Source organism: Asaia sp. A2, from assembly GCF_057319415.1.
Genome location: NZ_JBXWTO010000005.1, coordinates 217,019 through 233,861, shown reverse-complemented (window position 1 = coordinate 233,861; position 16,843 = coordinate 217,019). Strand labels below are relative to the sequence as shown.

Annotated in this window: 11 protein-coding genes, 1 pseudogene and 1 riboswitch; of the genes and pseudogenes, 4 read left to right on the top strand and 8 right to left on the bottom strand. The window is 61.6% G+C overall.

Features of this window, described 5'->3' with window-relative positions; genetic code table 11:
* Positions 1–112: pseudogene (locus ACWNRM_RS06525) on the top strand (IS630 family transposase); the annotation flags it as partial.
* A gap of 97 nt (positions 113–209) precedes the next feature.
* Here ACWNRM_RS06525 and addA read toward each other — a convergent pair.
* The 5 genes from addA to ACWNRM_RS06500 all read right to left on the bottom strand — a co-directional run bounded on the left by addA (position 210) and on the right by ACWNRM_RS06500 (position 9,119).
* Positions 210–3,776 carry a double-strand break repair helicase AddA gene (gene addA / locus ACWNRM_RS06520; protein ID WP_485169873.1) on the bottom strand — a complete coding sequence of 1,189 codons (3,567 nt, stop codon included), beginning with the start codon at positions 3,774–3,776 and terminating at the stop codon, positions 210–212.
* The gene (gene addB / locus ACWNRM_RS06515; RefSeq protein WP_485169874.1) at positions 3,773–6,754 is read right to left on the bottom strand and encodes a double-strand break repair protein AddB; all 2,982 of its coding nucleotides are present in this window, start codon (positions 6,752–6,754) and stop codon (positions 3,773–3,775) included. Before addB ends, addA begins: the two co-directional genes overlap by 4 nt.
* Complete coding sequence (tsaE, locus tag ACWNRM_RS06510) at positions 6,751–7,185, bottom strand: tRNA (adenosine(37)-N6)-threonylcarbamoyltransferase complex ATPase subunit type 1 TsaE (RefSeq protein WP_485169875.1); 435 nt, start codon at positions 7,183–7,185, stop codon at positions 6,751–6,753. The genes addB and tsaE overlap by 4 nt, the downstream gene beginning before the upstream one ends.
* A gap of 273 nt (positions 7,186–7,458) precedes the next feature.
* Positions 7,459–8,097, bottom strand: coding sequence for a trimeric intracellular cation channel family protein (locus ACWNRM_RS06505; protein ID WP_485169876.1), 639 nt, complete (start codon positions 8,095–8,097; stop codon positions 7,459–7,461).
* Positions 8,094–9,119, bottom strand: coding sequence for a threonine aldolase family protein (locus tag ACWNRM_RS06500; protein WP_485169877.1), 1,026 nt, complete (start codon positions 9,117–9,119; stop codon positions 8,094–8,096). Before ACWNRM_RS06500 ends, ACWNRM_RS06505 begins: the two co-directional genes overlap by 4 nt.
* A gap of 58 nt (positions 9,120–9,177) precedes the next feature.
* Positions 9,178–9,289, bottom strand: a riboswitch (SAM-I-IV-variant riboswitch).
* Between the two features lie 209 nt (positions 9,290–9,498).
* On the opposite strand from ACWNRM_RS06500, the gene ACWNRM_RS06495 reads away from it, so the two are divergent.
* Genes ACWNRM_RS06495 through ACWNRM_RS06485 form a run of 3 tightly spaced genes read left to right on the top strand, consistent with a single transcriptional unit; the run spans position 9,499 to position 12,981 of the window.
* Positions 9,499–10,521: an NAD(P)/FAD-dependent oxidoreductase gene (locus tag ACWNRM_RS06495; RefSeq protein WP_309682360.1), complete on the top strand. Its 1,023-nt coding sequence runs from the start codon at positions 9,499–9,501 to the stop codon at positions 10,519–10,521.
* Between the two features lie 58 nt (positions 10,522–10,579).
* Entirely contained in the window at positions 10,580–11,725 is a 1,146-nt protein-coding gene (gene alr, locus ACWNRM_RS06490) for an alanine racemase (RefSeq protein WP_485169878.1), read from the top strand.
* The gene (locus ACWNRM_RS06485; protein ID WP_023979251.1) at positions 11,722–12,981 is read left to right on the top strand and encodes a D-amino acid dehydrogenase; all 1,260 of its coding nucleotides are present in this window, start codon (positions 11,722–11,724) and stop codon (positions 12,979–12,981) included. The genes alr and ACWNRM_RS06485 overlap by 4 nt, the downstream gene beginning before the upstream one ends.
* Positions 12,982–13,059: 78 nt before the next feature.
* Here ACWNRM_RS06485 and ACWNRM_RS06480 read toward each other — a convergent pair whose 3' ends face one another.
* The 3 genes from ACWNRM_RS06480 to typA form a co-directional block, all read right to left on the bottom strand.
* Positions 13,060–14,019, bottom strand: coding sequence for a DUF2971 domain-containing protein (locus tag ACWNRM_RS06480; protein ID WP_485169879.1), 960 nt, complete (start codon positions 14,017–14,019; stop codon positions 13,060–13,062).
* Positions 14,020–14,121: 102 nt separating this feature from the next.
* Positions 14,122–14,406, bottom strand: a complete 285-nt coding sequence (locus ACWNRM_RS06475; protein WP_485169880.1) for a hypothetical protein — start codon at positions 14,404–14,406, stop codon at positions 14,122–14,124.
* Positions 14,407–14,716: 310 nt separating this feature from the next.
* Positions 14,717–16,540: a translational GTPase TypA gene (gene typA, locus ACWNRM_RS06470; protein ID WP_485169881.1), complete on the bottom strand. Its 1,824-nt coding sequence runs from the start codon at positions 16,538–16,540 to the stop codon at positions 14,717–14,719.
* Between the last annotated feature and the right edge of the window lie 303 nt (positions 16,541–16,843).

Sequence of the window (16,843 nt, the reverse complement as noted above, 5' to 3'; positions counted from 1 at the left end):
CGCCGAACGCACCCGCGACGGGCTTTGGAACAGGATCGGCAAACTCATCGATCAGGTCGCGCCCGCAGAATGCGCCAACTTCTTCACCGCCGCTGGATACGAGCCAGATTGAGAGGAAAACGCTCTAACCGGGTCTGAAATCCATCACCCTTCCGTGCTGAGGATCAGGCTGCACAAGCCCCTGTCCCCCCTCAGCACGGACGGCCCCCTCATGATGAGGCGTGTGGGGGAATGAAGCTGATAGTGGGGCCTTCGGTCCACACCAGCGCCATGACGAGCTCATGATCGGGATAGATCTGCTTCAGCACTGCGCCATAGGCTTCCATCTGTCGTCGATAGGCGGCAGGTATGGCCTGACCGGGCCGTGGCGGGTTCTGCCCCGTCTTGTAATCGCACAGCATGATCTGACTGTCACTGACGCACAGGCGATCCACCTGCCCCAGCACCACCTGACCAAAGGCCACGCCGGTAACCGGCTGCTCCGAAAGGCTACCCGGTCCGAAAAGCGGTGCCAGCGCCTTGTCGGTGAGTATGGCCAGCACCTGCCCGACAAGACGCGTCACATCGTCAGGCAACAGATCGTGCGACGGATGAGAAAGCCAGTCATGAGCCAGACCCCGCCATTCCGCTTCCGGCCTGTCGGGTAACCATTGAAGCAGGCGATGGACTAGTGTGCCGCGATTGATCGCGCGGGCCCGCCTGTTCTCACGCCCGGCCACCAGCCTGAGGGGCGAGAGGGCGGGCGGCGCGGCGCCATACTGCGCATTGTCGGGGCGGCTCGGCGCTAGGGGGCGCGTCAGAGGTGATTCCTGGGGGGCAGCCAAAGCATGCCACTCCGGTGCTTGGCCGAAGATGGCCGGCATGGCGTCGGGCACGACCGGTGAGACCGCTCTGACCGTGCGGGCCGGTTCGGCAGGTGCCGCCTCAATGATCAGGGTCTCCCCCTCCCAACCACCCTCAAACGGCGCGGGAACGGCAGCGAGCGACTGGAACCCGGCCTCACACAATGCATACCATGAGGTTTCCGCAGGCTTCTTTCTTGGCTCCCAACCGCACACCACCAGCCAGTCACTGGCGCGTGTCAGCGCCACATAAAGCAGACGGTTACGTTCGGCCTGGGCTGCGGCCTTCTCCTCGGCCTTGAGCCTGTCACCCAAGTCAGACGCCAGTTCCTTACCGGGCATCCAGACTGGCAGATCAAGCCCATTCTGATGTGTCCAGAGCAGCTTTTTCTCACCCTGCACGTCACCGGTCATGTCGGGCAGCACCACCAGCCGGGCCTGCAACCCCTTGGAGCCATGCACCGTCATAATGCGCACGGCATCGATCTCGGCCTCCGCTTCACGCTTGACGGTCAGGCTGCTTGACGCCAGCCAGTGCAGAAAGCCCTGCATGGACGGGGCGTGCAGCGCCTCAAAGCGCAAGGCGGCGGAAAGCAGATCATCGAGCGGTTCGGCGGCCTCGGGACCAAGACGGGCGAGCGCCCTTGCCCGACCCTCATGACGGCCGAGCGCATCGGCGAGAATCTGATAGGGCGTGGCGAAATCGATTCGGGTCTGAAGCGCTGACAGACGCTCCCAGGCACTCTGCCATTCCGGACGCTCACGATGGCGCTCCCGCAGGGCTGTCCAGAGCGGTATCTCACCTCGCTCCATCGCCAGATCCATCAGTGAATGGTCACTGACACCCCCGAATGGGGAGGTCAGCACGGCAGCCAGGGTGAGATTGTCCTGAGGCAGCAGCAGGGCATGACAGAGCGCCATCATGTCCTGCACCGCCAGCGAATCCGTCAGCCCGACCCCGACGAGTGTGGCAACCTCCACCCCCTGCCCCTTCAGGGCACGGATCAGGGCACGCAGGAAGGATGAGCGACGTGGCACCAGAACCAGCACCTCACCGGCCCGCAACGGTGTCTGACCGGGCTGGGGCGGTTTGCCAATCTGGGCAGCAATCCACTGGGCAAGATGATCGGCCAGCTTCTGCGGTGCGCGGCTTTGCCCCGCATTGCCTGTCGGCGCGGCCCAGGGGTCGTCGATGCCGTCTTTCTCATCCTTCGGCACCAGAGGCCACAGCTCGACGCGCCCCCCCTGACCGGGGCGGGCAGAGCGATGGGGCGGCAGGGTATCGCGCCCCGGCTCGCGCAGTCCGTCTGCGGCCAGTGGGTTGGTAAAGACGGCATCGACCAGATCAAGAACCGGGGCAACCGAGCGAAACGAGACCCCGATTTCGGGCGTACGCCATTCCTGCGCGGCACCGATGACCATGTCACGAAAACGGTCGCGCGCACGGAACAATCCCTGTGGATCAGCTCCCTGGAAGGCATAGATGGACTGCTTGAAGTCACCCACGGCAAAAACCGTTCGGGGCCGCCCTTCCATGTCGCGGGCACTTTCACCCACGAAGAATTCCTCGATCAGGGCTGTGGCGATCTCCCATTGCGCGGCAGACGTATCCTGCACTTCGTCCAGCAGCAGGTGGTCGAGCCCACCATCGAGCTTGTAGAGCACCCATGATGCGCCCGGGTCGCGCAGCAGGTCGCGCGTACTGGCAATCAGATCATCGTAATCGACCAACCCACGCAGCGTCTTGTCCTGCGCATAACGCTCCAATGTAGGTGCCGCCAGCGCGAACAGGGCCAGATTGAGCGCGATCAGACGCTGGACAGCAATGCGGCGCCCCAGCGCAATCTGCCGCTCGGCCTCGCAGGTAAACGCCTCCATGATATGGGGGCGATCCCGGTTGATGGCAGCGGGCACGAAGCCCCTGGCAGCGCGGGGTGTGCCGGTACCGGTGACGAAAACTGCATACCAGTCCTCTGCATCCCGTTCCTGCGGTGTGCGGGACAGAGCATCCAGCATCCGGCCCAGCATGGCCTGCATGGGCGGTGTACCAAGGGGGAGCGCCTCCTGGGCGCAACGCCGCAGCGTCGCCTCATCAGGCGAAACCGTGCGCTGGGCCAGAAGGTCGTCAAGACTTTCCTCACCAGCATCGAAAGCGCGCCGATAGGCCCGCTCGATGCGCCCCGGCTCGATCTGCCATCGGGCAAAACTCTGACGCAGCCGCGCCGCACGTCCCTGAAGCGCCCTGATGCGATCGAGATAGTCTTCAAGCCCGACCTGCCCGGCCAGCAGGGAGAGCCTTTCTTCCATGATGGGGTCGCGGGCGGCGCGTGAGAGCGTCTGCTCGATGGCATTGGCCAGAGCAAGACCGGAATCCGTCTCTTCCATCAGGGTGAAATGCGGGTTGATTGCAGCTTCCAGCGGGAAACGACGCAGCAACGACTGACAGAAAGCGTGGATCGTGCCGATCTTCATGCCGCCGGGCAGATCAAGCACCCGCACGAAAAGCGCGCGCGCTGCCTGACGTGTCTCAGGGGAGACGGGTACGCTCAGCGCGTGCAATTCACCATCCAGCGCCGCATCGGGTAGCGACACCCAGCGCCCGAGGCGGGACTGCAGTCGATTGGCCATTTCGGCGGCTGCCGCTCGCGTGAAGGTCAGACACTGGATGCGGGCAGGGTCACAGCCGGGCAGAAGTACGGGGGAACCTGTTTGCGGGTCGGGCACCAGAACAGGCAGCATGAGCCGCAACAGGCGGTCGATCAGCAGTTTGGTCTTGCCACTGCCTGCCGAGGCCGAGACAAAAACCGACGCCAGCGGATCGGAAGCCAGACGCTGGATGTCATTGGCCGATGCGATGATCTGGGCATTGCCAAGTGGAGTATTGTGCGCCGAAGTATTGTGCGCCGGGGGGGTGTGCGCCGGGTTCTGGCTCATTCTCCGCCCTCCTCACGCGCTGCACTCCATTCCGACACGCGCGCCAGATGGGCGTAATCGCTGTAGCGCGGCACATAATCGGGGTGCGGGTGTGAGCGATACGCTGTTGCCGGGTTATCGAAAGCCTCGATGCGTCGGCGCAACCTGTCGAGGGATGTCTCGACCAGGTCGGCGAGATCCTCCGGTTTGCGCGGTACCGAAAGTTCCTCACCGCGATTCCGGTCGCCGGTCAGTCGCCAGTAAAGCAGAGAGGCTGTCTCGGCGGGCGGCAGGCCGGCAAAACCACCAAGGCGCAGCATGGCGGCTTCCAGCACGAGTTGCGAGCTCCACCCGGCTTCCACATCACTCACCTTTGGCAGGCTGCCTGTCTTGTAATCGATGATGGTGGCCCGCCCGTCAGATCCGATCTCGATCCGGTCTGCGCGTGCATTGAGTTTGAAGGGTGCATAGGGCGGCGTCAGGGTCAGGGTGCCTTTCTGCTCGGTACTGATCCGGGCCGGCTTCTCTCTCCCGGCCTCGCGCTCGCAAACCCAATCGGCAATACGCATCAGGCGCGGACGCCACCAGGCTGCAAGAGCTGGCCGAAGGTCTCGCCCCTCCATCGCCTTGAGCAACGCTGCATGAAGCGCCCTGCCCCCGTTTTGCCCTGCGGCCAGCCAGGCATCGATGCCGTCATGCACCACCACACCGATATCCGAGCGATCCGCTGCCTCTTCCAGAGCAGGCAGGGCTCTCAGGCCCAGCACATGACGGGCATAGATGGCGTAAGGGTCGCGCAACCACAGATCGATTTCCGTTACCGAAAGCCGTCTTGGCCTGCGGGCCACAGGCGGGCGCGGTTCAGGCGGCGGCACCGGACGGGCTGCCCCTTGTGGCTGGTCCAGATGGACCTGCCAGAAAAGGGCCGGATGGCTGGGCAGGTTTTGCCCGCGTCCTTCAAGCAGGGCATCGAGCCGCACAAGCCAACGTGCCGGGACGGCAGGGGCCCCATCGCGTCGCGATGCACTCGACAGGACAATTTCCTCACCTGACAGGAACGCTGTGGTGAAGTCATGCGCCGCCGTGCCCACCAGTCGTTCTGGCGAAGGCAGGCCTGCGCGCGTGCGCATTGGGCGGCTGAGCCACGGGCCGGGGTCGGTGGCAGGCGGCCATATCCCCTCGTTGAGCCCCCCCAGAATGACAAGATTGGCAAACTGCAACCGGGCCTCAAGCACGCCCAGTATCGAGACACGGGGGTGAAGGGCTTCGCCATCGCGCCCCTGCAATACGCGCTGGCCAAACACCATCTGCCCCGCCATCGAGGCAAGAAGGAAGGCAGGCATGGCCGCCAGACCCTGCGGCGGCAGAACGGCACCATGAGTCATCAGGCTGGCGACATGGCGCGAAAGGGCGTGGCCCTCTGCCCCAAGCCAGAGCCGCTCTTCACCCGGCTGATCCGATGTCGTGGCCAGCACCTCTGCGGCACGAACGAGCAGGGTGAGCAGATCCGGCAGGGGAAGATCCCCACATTCCAGAAGAGGCGACATCGCTTCCGAAAGCCGTTCCAGAAAATCCGATAGTGGCTCGACCTGATCGGGGCTGTCTGCCGTCTCGGCCGCGCTCTGGTCCTGCTTCTGCAGCGCAAGGCGCAATCCGGCCATGCCGGGTGGTGGCGCAGGACCGCGCAGCACCAGTCGCTCAAGGCGACGCGCCGTGGCACGACAATTGCCCGGTGTGCTGCCCAGCGCGACAAGCGGATGCTTGAGCAGCGCCAGCAGGGCAACGGGGGCCAGATTGGCGACAGCCGCTTCGGCCACAAGGCGCAGCAGGATGGAAGCAGGCGCGAGCGCCAGCGCCTCACCTGCGCTGTCATCTGCCACAATGCCGTAACGCAGCAGTTCCGTTGCCACGCGACGCGCCAGAGCGCGGTCAGGTGTTACCAGTGAGGCCGTCCGGCCGGGAGTCTCCACCGCATGACGCAGGATCATGGCGAGACTGGCGGCCTCCTGCTGCTGGTCATCGGCATCGACACGCGTGATGCCGGCCAGTGGCAGGGGGGTCGTGCTTTCTCCCCAGGCCGAAAGGCCTTCCATCGGGCGCATGAACAGGCTGGTCAGGGCGGCACGCGCCTGAAGGGCCTGTGCGGCGGCCTTGTCCGCGTTGGTCGGGAGGTCGTCCCAGAGCACGATGGTTTCACGGGAAACACCCAGATCGCTGACAAGGCGACGAAATCCGGATTGCGGATGGCTTTCCGGCAATGTGTCCCACAGCGTTTCCGGCAGATCGAGATCCACACCGGGCAGAATGACACAGCCCTGGGGCGCATCGAGCACCGCACGCAGGATAGCACAGACGGCAAACATGCCATCGGTGAATCCGACAGCCCAGAGCGGCCCCTGAGGCGGGACATCGCGCCAGCGCGCCGCCTGCGCCTGCAGGACCGCCACCTGCCGCGCGACCGGGTTCATCAACCCGGTTTCCTTCAGCCATTGCGGCCAGGCCTCGGTGACGATGTGCAGAAACTGCAGCGTTTTATGCCAGTGATCGGCAAAGCGTGGCTCGGCAGCATCGGGCAGACGCTCGCGCAGATCGACACCAACGCGTTCGGCATCATCCATCAGCTCTGCAAGGGCAGAGGCCAGCGGCCAGGCCTGCTCAAGGGTCAGGTCAGCGCTGAACACGCCCCTGGCCTGAAGCACCAGCGCCGCCAGAACCGACAGGCGGCGCAGCTTGTCCACCGCAGGCGGGAAGGAAAACGCCTCGGCTCCCGAAAGCGCCAGATCCTCCTCGTTCACATCACCAACCGGCACGATGCGGGGTAGCAGCGCTGCCTTGCCATCCAGAGAGCGCAAAAACGCCTCGGTGAGATTACGGGCAGCGCGTCGGCTCGGCACAAGAATCAGCGCATTATCGGCCTCCTGCCGCGCCGGTCCGGCCAGCCAGCGACGCGCCACATCGTCGAGAAAGGAGCGATCGGGTGGGATCGTCGCCAGTGTCACAGCCGGTCGTCCCACCCCGTGACCTGCGCCAGCCTCTCTGTTTCTCCCAGCCCCGGCAAAAGGGTCAGATGCAGGGCATGCGAAGGAAGCTCGTCACCCGCGCGCTCGGGCCACTCCACCAGCATGATTCCTTCCTGAACCTCGTCCCAGCCCAGTTCGAACAGGGCATCAGGTCCGTCCAGCCGCCAAAGATCGAAATGCGCCACGCTGGCCTTGGGCAACTCATAGATCTGCACCAGAGAGAATGTTGGACTGGGCACTTCGAGCAAAGGATCCTCCGCCAGGGCACGCAAGAACGCTCGGGCAAAAACACTCTTGCCCATACCCATCTCGCCATGCAGCGCAATCACATCCCCCGGCCGCGACAACTCTGCCAGACGGACAGCAAGGGCTTCGGTGGCGGGCTGATTGGGCAAAGACAGGACATTCATGGAGGCCAGTCTAGAACCGCATAGGAATGATGGGTAGGGGAAAGCATATTGAGCCGAGCGACGGCTGGCTTACCCGCTCACTTAGGTCAGCGCTTTTTGTCATGGCAAAGACCGCAGTACTGTGAGTAACCACACGGTCTCGCTTTACCTGTCATTGTCAAACACTGTGGAACGCCCCGGTCGGTTCCAGAAAAATCTCGCCGTAAGGCGCAGGCCTGTCATTGACAGGGCCTCTTTCGCGGCGAACTCGGGGGGGGGAGGTCTTGCTGCGCCCTACCGCCGGTAGGCTGGCAGATCGACCTTGTGCAGAATGGCATATCCACGCAGGGCGAAGCCCAGGACGACAGCAACCGCGCCAGCCAGGATGGGCTGCACACCCATCCCTGTCAGGCCAACATAAAGTCCGGCAGCCAGCGCGGCGGCGGTGACGTATAATTCCGGGCGGATCACGATCGAGGGGAGTCCGGCCAGAACATCGCGTATGATGCCGCCCATGCAGGCTGTCACCACGCCCATGATGGCAGCTGGCAGCCAGGGAATACCGTAGGCAATGGCCTTGGCGGCGCCGTAAACGGCATAGGATGCCAGCCCCAGACCATCGAACCAGTCGATCGCCCGTTCGTGCCAGTAGCGATGCGGCGTGAACCAGACCAGCAAGGCGATACCCAGACACACGGCCAGAGGTGCTGTCGCATGCATCCAGAACACCGGAGCACCAATCAGCAGGTCACGCAACGTCCCGCCGCCGACCCCTGTCATGGCCGCAAAGAAGGCGAAGGTCACGATGTTCTGCCGTGCCTTGGCTGCCACAAGCGCGCCGGAGATCGCGAAAACCGCCGTTCCTGCCATATCAAGATCCGACAGGGTGGAGGCCGATAACGCATGGATGGAAGCAAGTGTCGCTGGGCTCACGCGGCAAGGGCCTCGATGTCATCGGCAAGCTGCGTCACACGGGCCGGATCGGCATCCCATGCAAACATGAAACGCGCCCCCCCACCGATGAAGGTGTAAAAACGCCAGCCCCGCTCGCGCAGCCCCTCCAGCACGGCCTCTGGCGCCTTGAGAAACACCGCATTGGCCTGCACGGGAAACATGAGCGACAAGCCCGGAAGCGCCTCGATAAGCGAGGCCAGGGCACGGGCGCAGCTATTGCCATGCGCGCCGTTTCGCAGCCAGGCCCCGCTTTCGAGCAGACCGATCCAGGGCGCGGAAATGAAGCGCATTTTCGAGGCCAGCTGCCCGGCCTGCTTGCAACGATAGTCAAAGCCTTCGGCAAGGGCTGAGTCGAAAAAGAGAATGGCCTCGCCTACCCCCATGCCGTTCTTCGTGCCACCGAAACACAACACATCCACCCCCGCCTGCCACGTCATTTCGGCGGGGGTACAGCCCAGCGCCGCACAGGCATTGGCAAAGCGTGCGCCATCCATATGCAGACGCAGCCCGAGTTCGTGGCAGGTTTCTGAAATGGCGCGTATCTCGCCCAGGGAATAGACCTCGCCCGTCTCGGTCGGCTGAGTGATCGTCACCACCTTGGGCTTGGGGTAATGGATATCGCTGCGACAGGTTGCGAGCGCCCGGATATCCTCGGGGAAAAGCTTGGCATGATCCGTCCGCGCCACCAGCAGTTTGGAGCCATTGGAGAAGAATTCGGGGGCTCCACACTCATCGGTTTCGACATGGGCGAAAGACGAGCAGATTACACTGTTATAGGACTGACAGAGCGCCGCCAGCGCCAGCGAATTGGCCGCCGTGCCGTTGAAGGCAAAGAACACCTCGCAGCGTGTCTCGAACAGTGCACGAAAGCTGTCAGCAGCGCGGCTGGTCCATTCATCATCGCCATAGGCCGGAACGGAGCCTTTATTAGCCTGATGCATGATGTCCCATACTTCGGGGCAGATACCGGCATAATTGTCACTGGCAAATTGCTGGGCCACAGGCTGGAAATCCTTGCGCGTCTGAAAAAGCAGTATGGGCTTGCGGCAAGGAGGGTGTGGCGTGTCCCGAGATTGCCGGAGCGGCCACATCTCTCCGGTTGCCCGGAGATACCACCTTGCCCGGGAGCAGGTTGGCGCCGGTAAAACGATACCGGCTCTTGATGCTGGGTCTCTCGTATCAAAGCCCCAGCGGCACGGCAAGGGTGGGCTTCTCCGGCCGTCTATCAGCCGACAACCGCCCGCAAACAGAGTGACACGACCCAACAGGCACAGAAGCCATGTGAGGGGGGTGCATCGCAGGAAAGAATGTGGTTTCTTTCAGCCTCGTTGCGAAGCATGACCGAGCCGACAGGCCGGACAGATATGGATGAAAGCTGACATGGGCCAGACCCCTCTCGACATCGATGTAGCCATTATCGGTGCAGGGCCGACCGCGCTTTTTGCCGCGTTCGAGTGCAGCATGCTCAAACTTTCATGCGTGCTGATTGATGCATTGAGCGAGATTGGTGGCCAATGCGCGGCGCTGTATCCTGAAAAGCCGATCTATGACATTCCGGCGCATCCTTCCATTGAAGGCGGTGCCCTGATTGCCGCGCTCGATGCCCAGATCGCCCCCTTCGATGTGCCCCGCCTTCTGGGCCAGCGCGTGGAAAAGCTGTCGGGCCAGCGCGGCGCCTTCACGCTCGAGACGGACAAGAACAATGTGGTGACGGCGCGCGCCGTGATCATCGCGGCAGGAGCGGGCGCATTCGGCCCGAATCGCCCGCCGCTCGATGGGCTGGATGCCTATGAGGCGAGTGGCGCTGTCCAGTACTACGTGCGCAAGCGTGCCGATTTTGCAGGCAAGCGCATTGTGGTGGCGGGCGGTGGCGATTCCGCCCTCGACTGGGCGCTGTCGCTTTCCGACATCGCGGAAAAGATCTACCTGCTTCATCGCCGCGACCGCTTTCGTGGTGCACCCGAAACCCTCTCCCAGATCGAATCCCGTGTGGCCGAAGGGCGTATCGAAAAAGTCGTGCCCTATCAGCTTCACGCATTGCAGGGCGAGAATGGCGCCCTTACCGCGGTCGATGTGATCGATCTTGAGGGCCAGACCCGTCGCATCGAAGCCGATACGCTGCTGCCTTTCTATGGTCTCTCGACCGATCTCGGCCCGATTGCCACCTGGAACATCGATACCGTGCGCAGCACGATTCCCGTCACGCCCTCCAGCATGGAAACCAGCCTGCCCGGCGTTTTTGCCATTGGTGACATCGCCACCTATCCCGGCAAGCTGAAGCTGATCCTGCAGGGATTCAGCGAGGGAGCCATGGCAGCCCATGCCATTCATCCCATCGTCCACCCCGATCAGGCCCTTCACTTTGAATATTCCACAAGCAAGGGTGTGCCGTCAGGGTCTTGAGCCGTGACAGGGCCCCGGTTTAGTATGATCCCGAAATGATCGAAAGACGCGAACCCTGATGACAACCCAGCCAGACGAGGCGCAAACCGACGTCGTCAGACGTGCCGGTGGATGGCTTCGTATCGACCTCGACGCCATCAAGCAGAACTACCAGCTGCTGAAATCCCGTGTGGGACCCGATGTCACCGTCGGGGCCGCGGTAAAGGCGGATGCCTACGGGCTGGGTGTGACGCGTGTCGCCCCTGCCCTCTATCGCGCCGGATGCCGTCGGTTCTTTGTGGCCACCGTTCAGGAGGGGCTGGAGCTACGCCCCATCCTGGCGGCCGATGCTGTCATCTGTATCCTCAATGGCCCGGCACCGGGCAGCGAGGCGCTTTTGCAGGACAAAGGGCTCACCCCGGTTCTGAACAGCCTCGACCATGTGCGTCGCTGGGCAGCGCTCTGTCGTGATACTGGCATGCGCTCCCCCTGCCTGCTTCAGCTCGACAGCGGCATGTCGCGCTTTGGTCTGTCCGAGGCCGATATCGATACGCTTATTGCCGAAAACACCCTGACCGATCTGGCCATTGATTATATCATGAGCCATCTGGCCTGCGCGGATGAATACCAGTCGCCGCGCAATGAAGGGCAGCGCCTGCAATTCGACGCTCTGCGCCGCAAGCTTCCGGCCCTGCCTGCCAGTCTTGCAGCGTCGAGCGGTATTTTTCTGGGGGAAGCCTTCCATCATGATCTGGTCCGGCCGGGTTATGCACTCTATGGCGGCAACCCGACCCCGGATCGCGCCAATCCCATGCATCCGGTTGTCACCCTGCTGGCCGGCATGGTGCAGGATCGCTGGATCGCCCCGGATGTGGCGGTAGGCTACAGCGCGCGTTTCATCGCGACACAGCCCACGCGCATCGCAACCCTTTCCGTCGGCTATGCCGATGGTTTCCACAGACGCGGCGGTGGCCTTGCCAGCGCCGTTCTGCCTGACAGCCCTGATATCCTGTTGCCCATCGTGGGGCGGATTTCGATGGACTGCATGGCGCTGGATCTGACCGCGCTGGGAGACAGACCCCTGCCCCCCGGCACCGGTTTCGAGCTGATCGGCCCCCATCGTCCGCTGGACGAACTGGCCGCGGCACTGGATACGATCGGATATGAGTTGCTGACCGGACTCGGGAAGCGCTTCCATCGTGAATATATCGAGAGTTCACAATGAAGATCATCGTCATGGGCGCCGGTGTCATCGGCGTCACCACAGCCTGGTATCTTGCCGAGCAGGGTCATGAGGTCGAGGTCATCGACCGCCAGCCGGGCGTCGGGCTCGAAACCTCCTTTGCCAATGCCGGTCAGGTCTCCCCCGGCTATTCCACGCCCTGGGCCATGCCGGGCCTGCCCCTCAAGGCAATGCGCTGGATGCTCGAAAAGCACGCGCCGCTGGTCGTACGTGCTGCCGCCGTCAACATGCCGATGCTGCGCTTCATGACGCAGCTTCTGACCAACTGTACGCATCATGCCTATGACATCAACAAGAGCCGTATGCTGCGCATTGCGGAATACAGCCGTGACTGTCAGGCCGAACTGCGCCGCAGCACCGGCATTACCTATGACGATGGACAGAAGGGCCTGATCCAGCTCTTCCGCACCGACAAGCAGATCGAGCATGCCCATGAGGACATGCGCCTGCTTGAGGAAAGCGGCGTAGCCCACGAATTGCTGGGCATGGACGACGTGCTGAAATACGAGCCCGGCCTTGCCGGTGCGCGCCAGATTCTCAAGGGTGGCCTGCGTCTGCCCGGTGACGAATCCGGAGATGCCTATCTCTTCACACAGCGCCTTGCCGCCATGGCGGCGGAGAAGGGCGTGAGCTTCCGCTTCCGCACCGAAATCGAAGCCATCGAAGCGGCGAGCGACGCCATCTACGGTATCCGCACCAGTGCGGGGCGCCTGACGGCCGATGCCTATGTGCTGGCACTGGGCAGCTACTCGCCCCGCCTGCTCAAGCCCATCGAACTCGATCTGCCGGTCTATCCGGTCAAGGGCTACTCGCTGACAGCCCCGATCACCGATGAAAGCCGTGTTCCGACCTCGACGGTCAATGACGAGACCTACAAGGTTGCCATGACACGCCTTGGCGATCGTATTCGCATTGGTGGTACGGCAGAACTGACGGGGTGGCGCCTCAAGCTGAGCCAGGACCGTCGCGAAACGCTCGAACTGTCGTTCAACGACATGTTCGGCGGTGCCGATCTGAGCCGTGCCCGCTACTGGACCGGGCTGCGCCCCTGCACGCCGGATGGCACACCCGTCATCGGTCCGTCCGGGCGCTACAGCAATCTGTGGCTGAACACGGGCCACGGCACGCTGGGCTGGACCATGGCCTGCGGCTCGGGTCGCATCCTCGCAGACCGCATCAGCGGCAAGCGCACCGACATCCCCTCACTGGATCTGTCGCTGGACCGCTACACGTCCTGAGATGCTTCAGGGCTCCGCCCTGAACCCGGAAGGGGGCTTGCCCCCTTCACCCCGCCCAGAGTTGGCACTGTTTCTCTGTCACCTGCGTAGGGGAATATTTGAATTGATAACGCGATCACCGGGATTACCAAAACTCGCTGTTACCATAGCATCTCCAATGGCCTCCTTAAGAACGATACCGTAAGGCGACGGGCCTATGATCACTCTCTCTATGATCTTATCCGCGTTCAATGGTTGTCCCTGCCTGTCCTTGAGGTGTTCAAACTTAATCTGTGCGATCTTTTGCGGTACGCCCCCAACAGAAACCGGCGTGACCGGCAGGGGAATCTCACGATTCGGCGACAGGTATTTTCCCGTATAAACTCTCCATTCTTTCTCTTCATGAAAGCCCGGGTGTTTCAAAATAACCGAAAAATGCGTGAATAAACTGTATAATATTTCAACTATATCTATATTCCGAACGATATCGATATGTTCGTTCATGAGATCTATAATATTAGAAAAGTACCTTATGAAGCCATTTGGATCTTTATAGAGAACCGGGCTTATAAATAGTCCATCGTTGCGTTTTTCGTCTCTGATAACGATAGGATCGATAACGAGGCACGCGTTCGTATCGCCTCCATAGGCACGCCACATCGACAATCTACCAAATTTGTTCTCAGAATCATTCTGCCCGTGTTCAGTCAGAGATGTGATATAGGTTCCAGCGTAACGGTCCCGGCTAATGCCCGTCAGCAGAGACCATAGATGAGCCACACCACCCGGTTTGATCTTCTCTATAAATTGGCGGAGCCGCTCACCTTCGTCTCCCGCCCACAGCGCGTCAATGCATTGATGGCCGTGTTCGATTTCAAGAAAATCGTTCATGACTGTCGCATTGCGCAGCCAGATTTCGCCTTTTTCAATGATTTTTATCGCGGTATCCGCACTCGTATAATAGGCGAACCGCTTGTCACCACTTCTGAATGACGCGCGTTGACCGTCTTCGTCGGGAAAGAATATCTCCTCCAATATCTGATCTACATCGACCGTCATCAGCCCCCCCCTCGATACCGTTCATCATAGCACCCGCCAGACGTCAGGCACAAAAAAAGGGGCCGTTTCCGACCCCTTTTCCGTAACCAGTCTCAGGACCGATTAGTTGCCGGAAGCGTCCTTCTCGGCGGCAGCTGCTGCACCCTTCTTGTGGTGCTTGTGCTTGTGCTTGCCCTTATGCTTATGCTTGGCAGCCTTGTCTTCCGTACCAGCCGTCGGGGCAGCTTCAGAAGCCGGAGCAGGAGCCGTGGCTTCCGGTGTGGTAGGGGCCGCAGCAGCTGGGGCCGCCGGGGCGGCTTCCTGCGTGGTCTGGGCGAAAGCAGGAGCGCTCAGCGTCATGGCAAGAGCGGCAACGCCGGTGAGAAGGCGACGATTGAAAACGAGCATGTAACAAGCTCCAGAATACGAATTTACATAATCACAGGCGTCAGCCAGACTGTAGAACAGACCACCTGAACTTATGACGTAACAGACGCTATCAGTATTTTACTGTCTCGTCTTGGAGAAAATTAGATAAAATGCGTGTAATCGCACGGTAAAGGCTTGTTTAAGCCTTAATGCCGACATGATCATAAAAAAAGGCCACCGCTACCGGTGACCTTTCCTCAAGAACTCGTTCGTTTTTGAACGGGCCTTGTCATCCTGTCAGAATGCCTCCTGACCGATTGATACCAACCGGTCAGGAAACACATCCTTATCAGACGTCAGACTTGACCTTGGACATGCGCTTGCGCTCATTCGGGTCCAGGTAACGCTTGCGGATACGCACGGCAGACGGCGTCACTTCGACCAGCTCATCGTCTTCGATATAGGCAATCGCCTGCTCAAGGCTCATCTTGCGCGGCGGCGTCAGAAGCAGTGCATCGTCCTTACCGGCGGCGCGGATGTTGGTCAGCTTCTTTTCACGGACAGCGTTCACATCGAGATCGTTCTCGCGCGAATGCTCACCCAGGATCATGCCGGTGTAAATCTTTTCGCCAGCTTCGACGAACAGCGTGCCACGATCCTGCAGCGAGAACAGGGCGTACTGCGTGGTCGCACCATCTTCTGCCGAGATCAGCGAGCCGTTGCGACGGCCATCGATCGTGCCTGCATAAGGCTTATAGCCTGCGAACAGACGGTTCATAATGCCCGTGCCGCGCGTGTCGGTCAGGAACTCGCCGTGATAGCCGATCAGGCCGCGCGACGGGATGAGGAAGGTCAGACGGACCTTGTCACCACCCGACGGACGCATGTCCTGCATCACACCCTTACGCATCGACATCTTTTCGACGACCACGCCCGAATAGGGCTCGTCAACGTCGACCAGAACCTCTTCGTACGGCTCTTCACGCTCGCCAGTCTCTTCATTGTTCCGGAAGAGGACGCGCGGACGACCGATGGTCAGCTCGAAGCCTTCGCGACGCATGGTCTCGATGAGCACGCCAAGCTGGAGTTCGCCACGACCGGCAACCTCGAAGGCTTCGCTTTCGGCGCTCTCGGTCACCTTGATGGCCACGTTGCCTTCGGTTTCCTTGAACAGACGATCACGGATCTGGCGCGACGTCACCTTCTTGCCTTCACGACCGCCCAGAGGGCCGTCATTGATGCGGAAGGTCATGGTCAGGGTCGGCGGATCGACCGGGGTCGAGGGCAGCGGGGCGTCGAGAGCCGGGTCTGCAATGGTATCGGGAATGGTGGCGTCGGACAGACCGGCCACAGCCACGATATCACCGGCTTCGGCTTCATCCACCGGCACGCGATCCAGACCGCGGAACGACAGCAGCTTGGTCAGACGACCCGTTTCCACGATCGTGCCATCGGGGCGCAGCACGCGCACCGGCATGTTCACGCGGGCGCGGCCCTGCTCGATACGACCCGTCAGGATGCGGCCCAGGAAGTTGTCGCTTTCGAGAATGGTCGAAACCATGCCGAAAGGGGCTTCCTTGTCGAGGCCCGGCGTCGGCACGTGGCGCAGCACCAGGTCGAACAGCGGGGACAGATCCTTGCGGGGGCCGTTCATTTCCAGATCGGCCCAGCCCTGACGACCCGAGGCGTACAGCATCGGGAAGTCAAGCTGATGCTCGTCGGCGCCAAGAGCTGCGAACAGGTCGAAGATTTCTTCATGAACTTCGTCGGGGCGGGCATCGCCACGGTCGATCTTGTTCACGACCACGATCGGACGCAGGCCACGGGCCAGCGCCTTGCCCAGCACGAACTTGGTCTGCGGCAGAGCGCCTTCAGCCGAGTCGACCAGGATGATCGCGCCGTCCACCATGCTCAGGATACGCTCGACCTCACCACCGAAATCGGCGTGGCCCGGCGTGTCGATGATGTTGATGCGCGTCTCGTTCCAGACGACCGAGGTGCACTTGGCAAGAATGGTGATGCCGCGCTCACGCTCGAGGTCATTGCTGTCCATCGCGCGCTCAGCAACGTGCTGGTTTTCGCGGAACGAGCCGGATTGCTTGAGAAGCTGGTCAACAAGGGTGGTCTTGCCATGATCGACGTGCGCGATAATGGCGATGTTACGGATTTCCATGAAGCGGTCCTGATCGGGCTTGCAGGGTCATGCCCTGCCGGATCGCTCCCTGGGAACGACACAAAGCCGGGACTGACGGATTGGCCGTGTTCTGCACAATTTCCCGTCAGAGTGCAATGAAAGGATCGGAAAGACCGGGTTTTTTAGCATTCCCGGGCCTTCTTCCAACGTAATACAGGCCCCTGCCCCGCCTCTCTGAAAGAGTTGAGCCCTTTCTTCCCTGTGTAGTAAGGCAAGATATAGAGGCGCAGGTTTCCAAAGGGCGACCGCCCTTTGGCAGGGTTCGGGGCGGCGCCCCGAAAC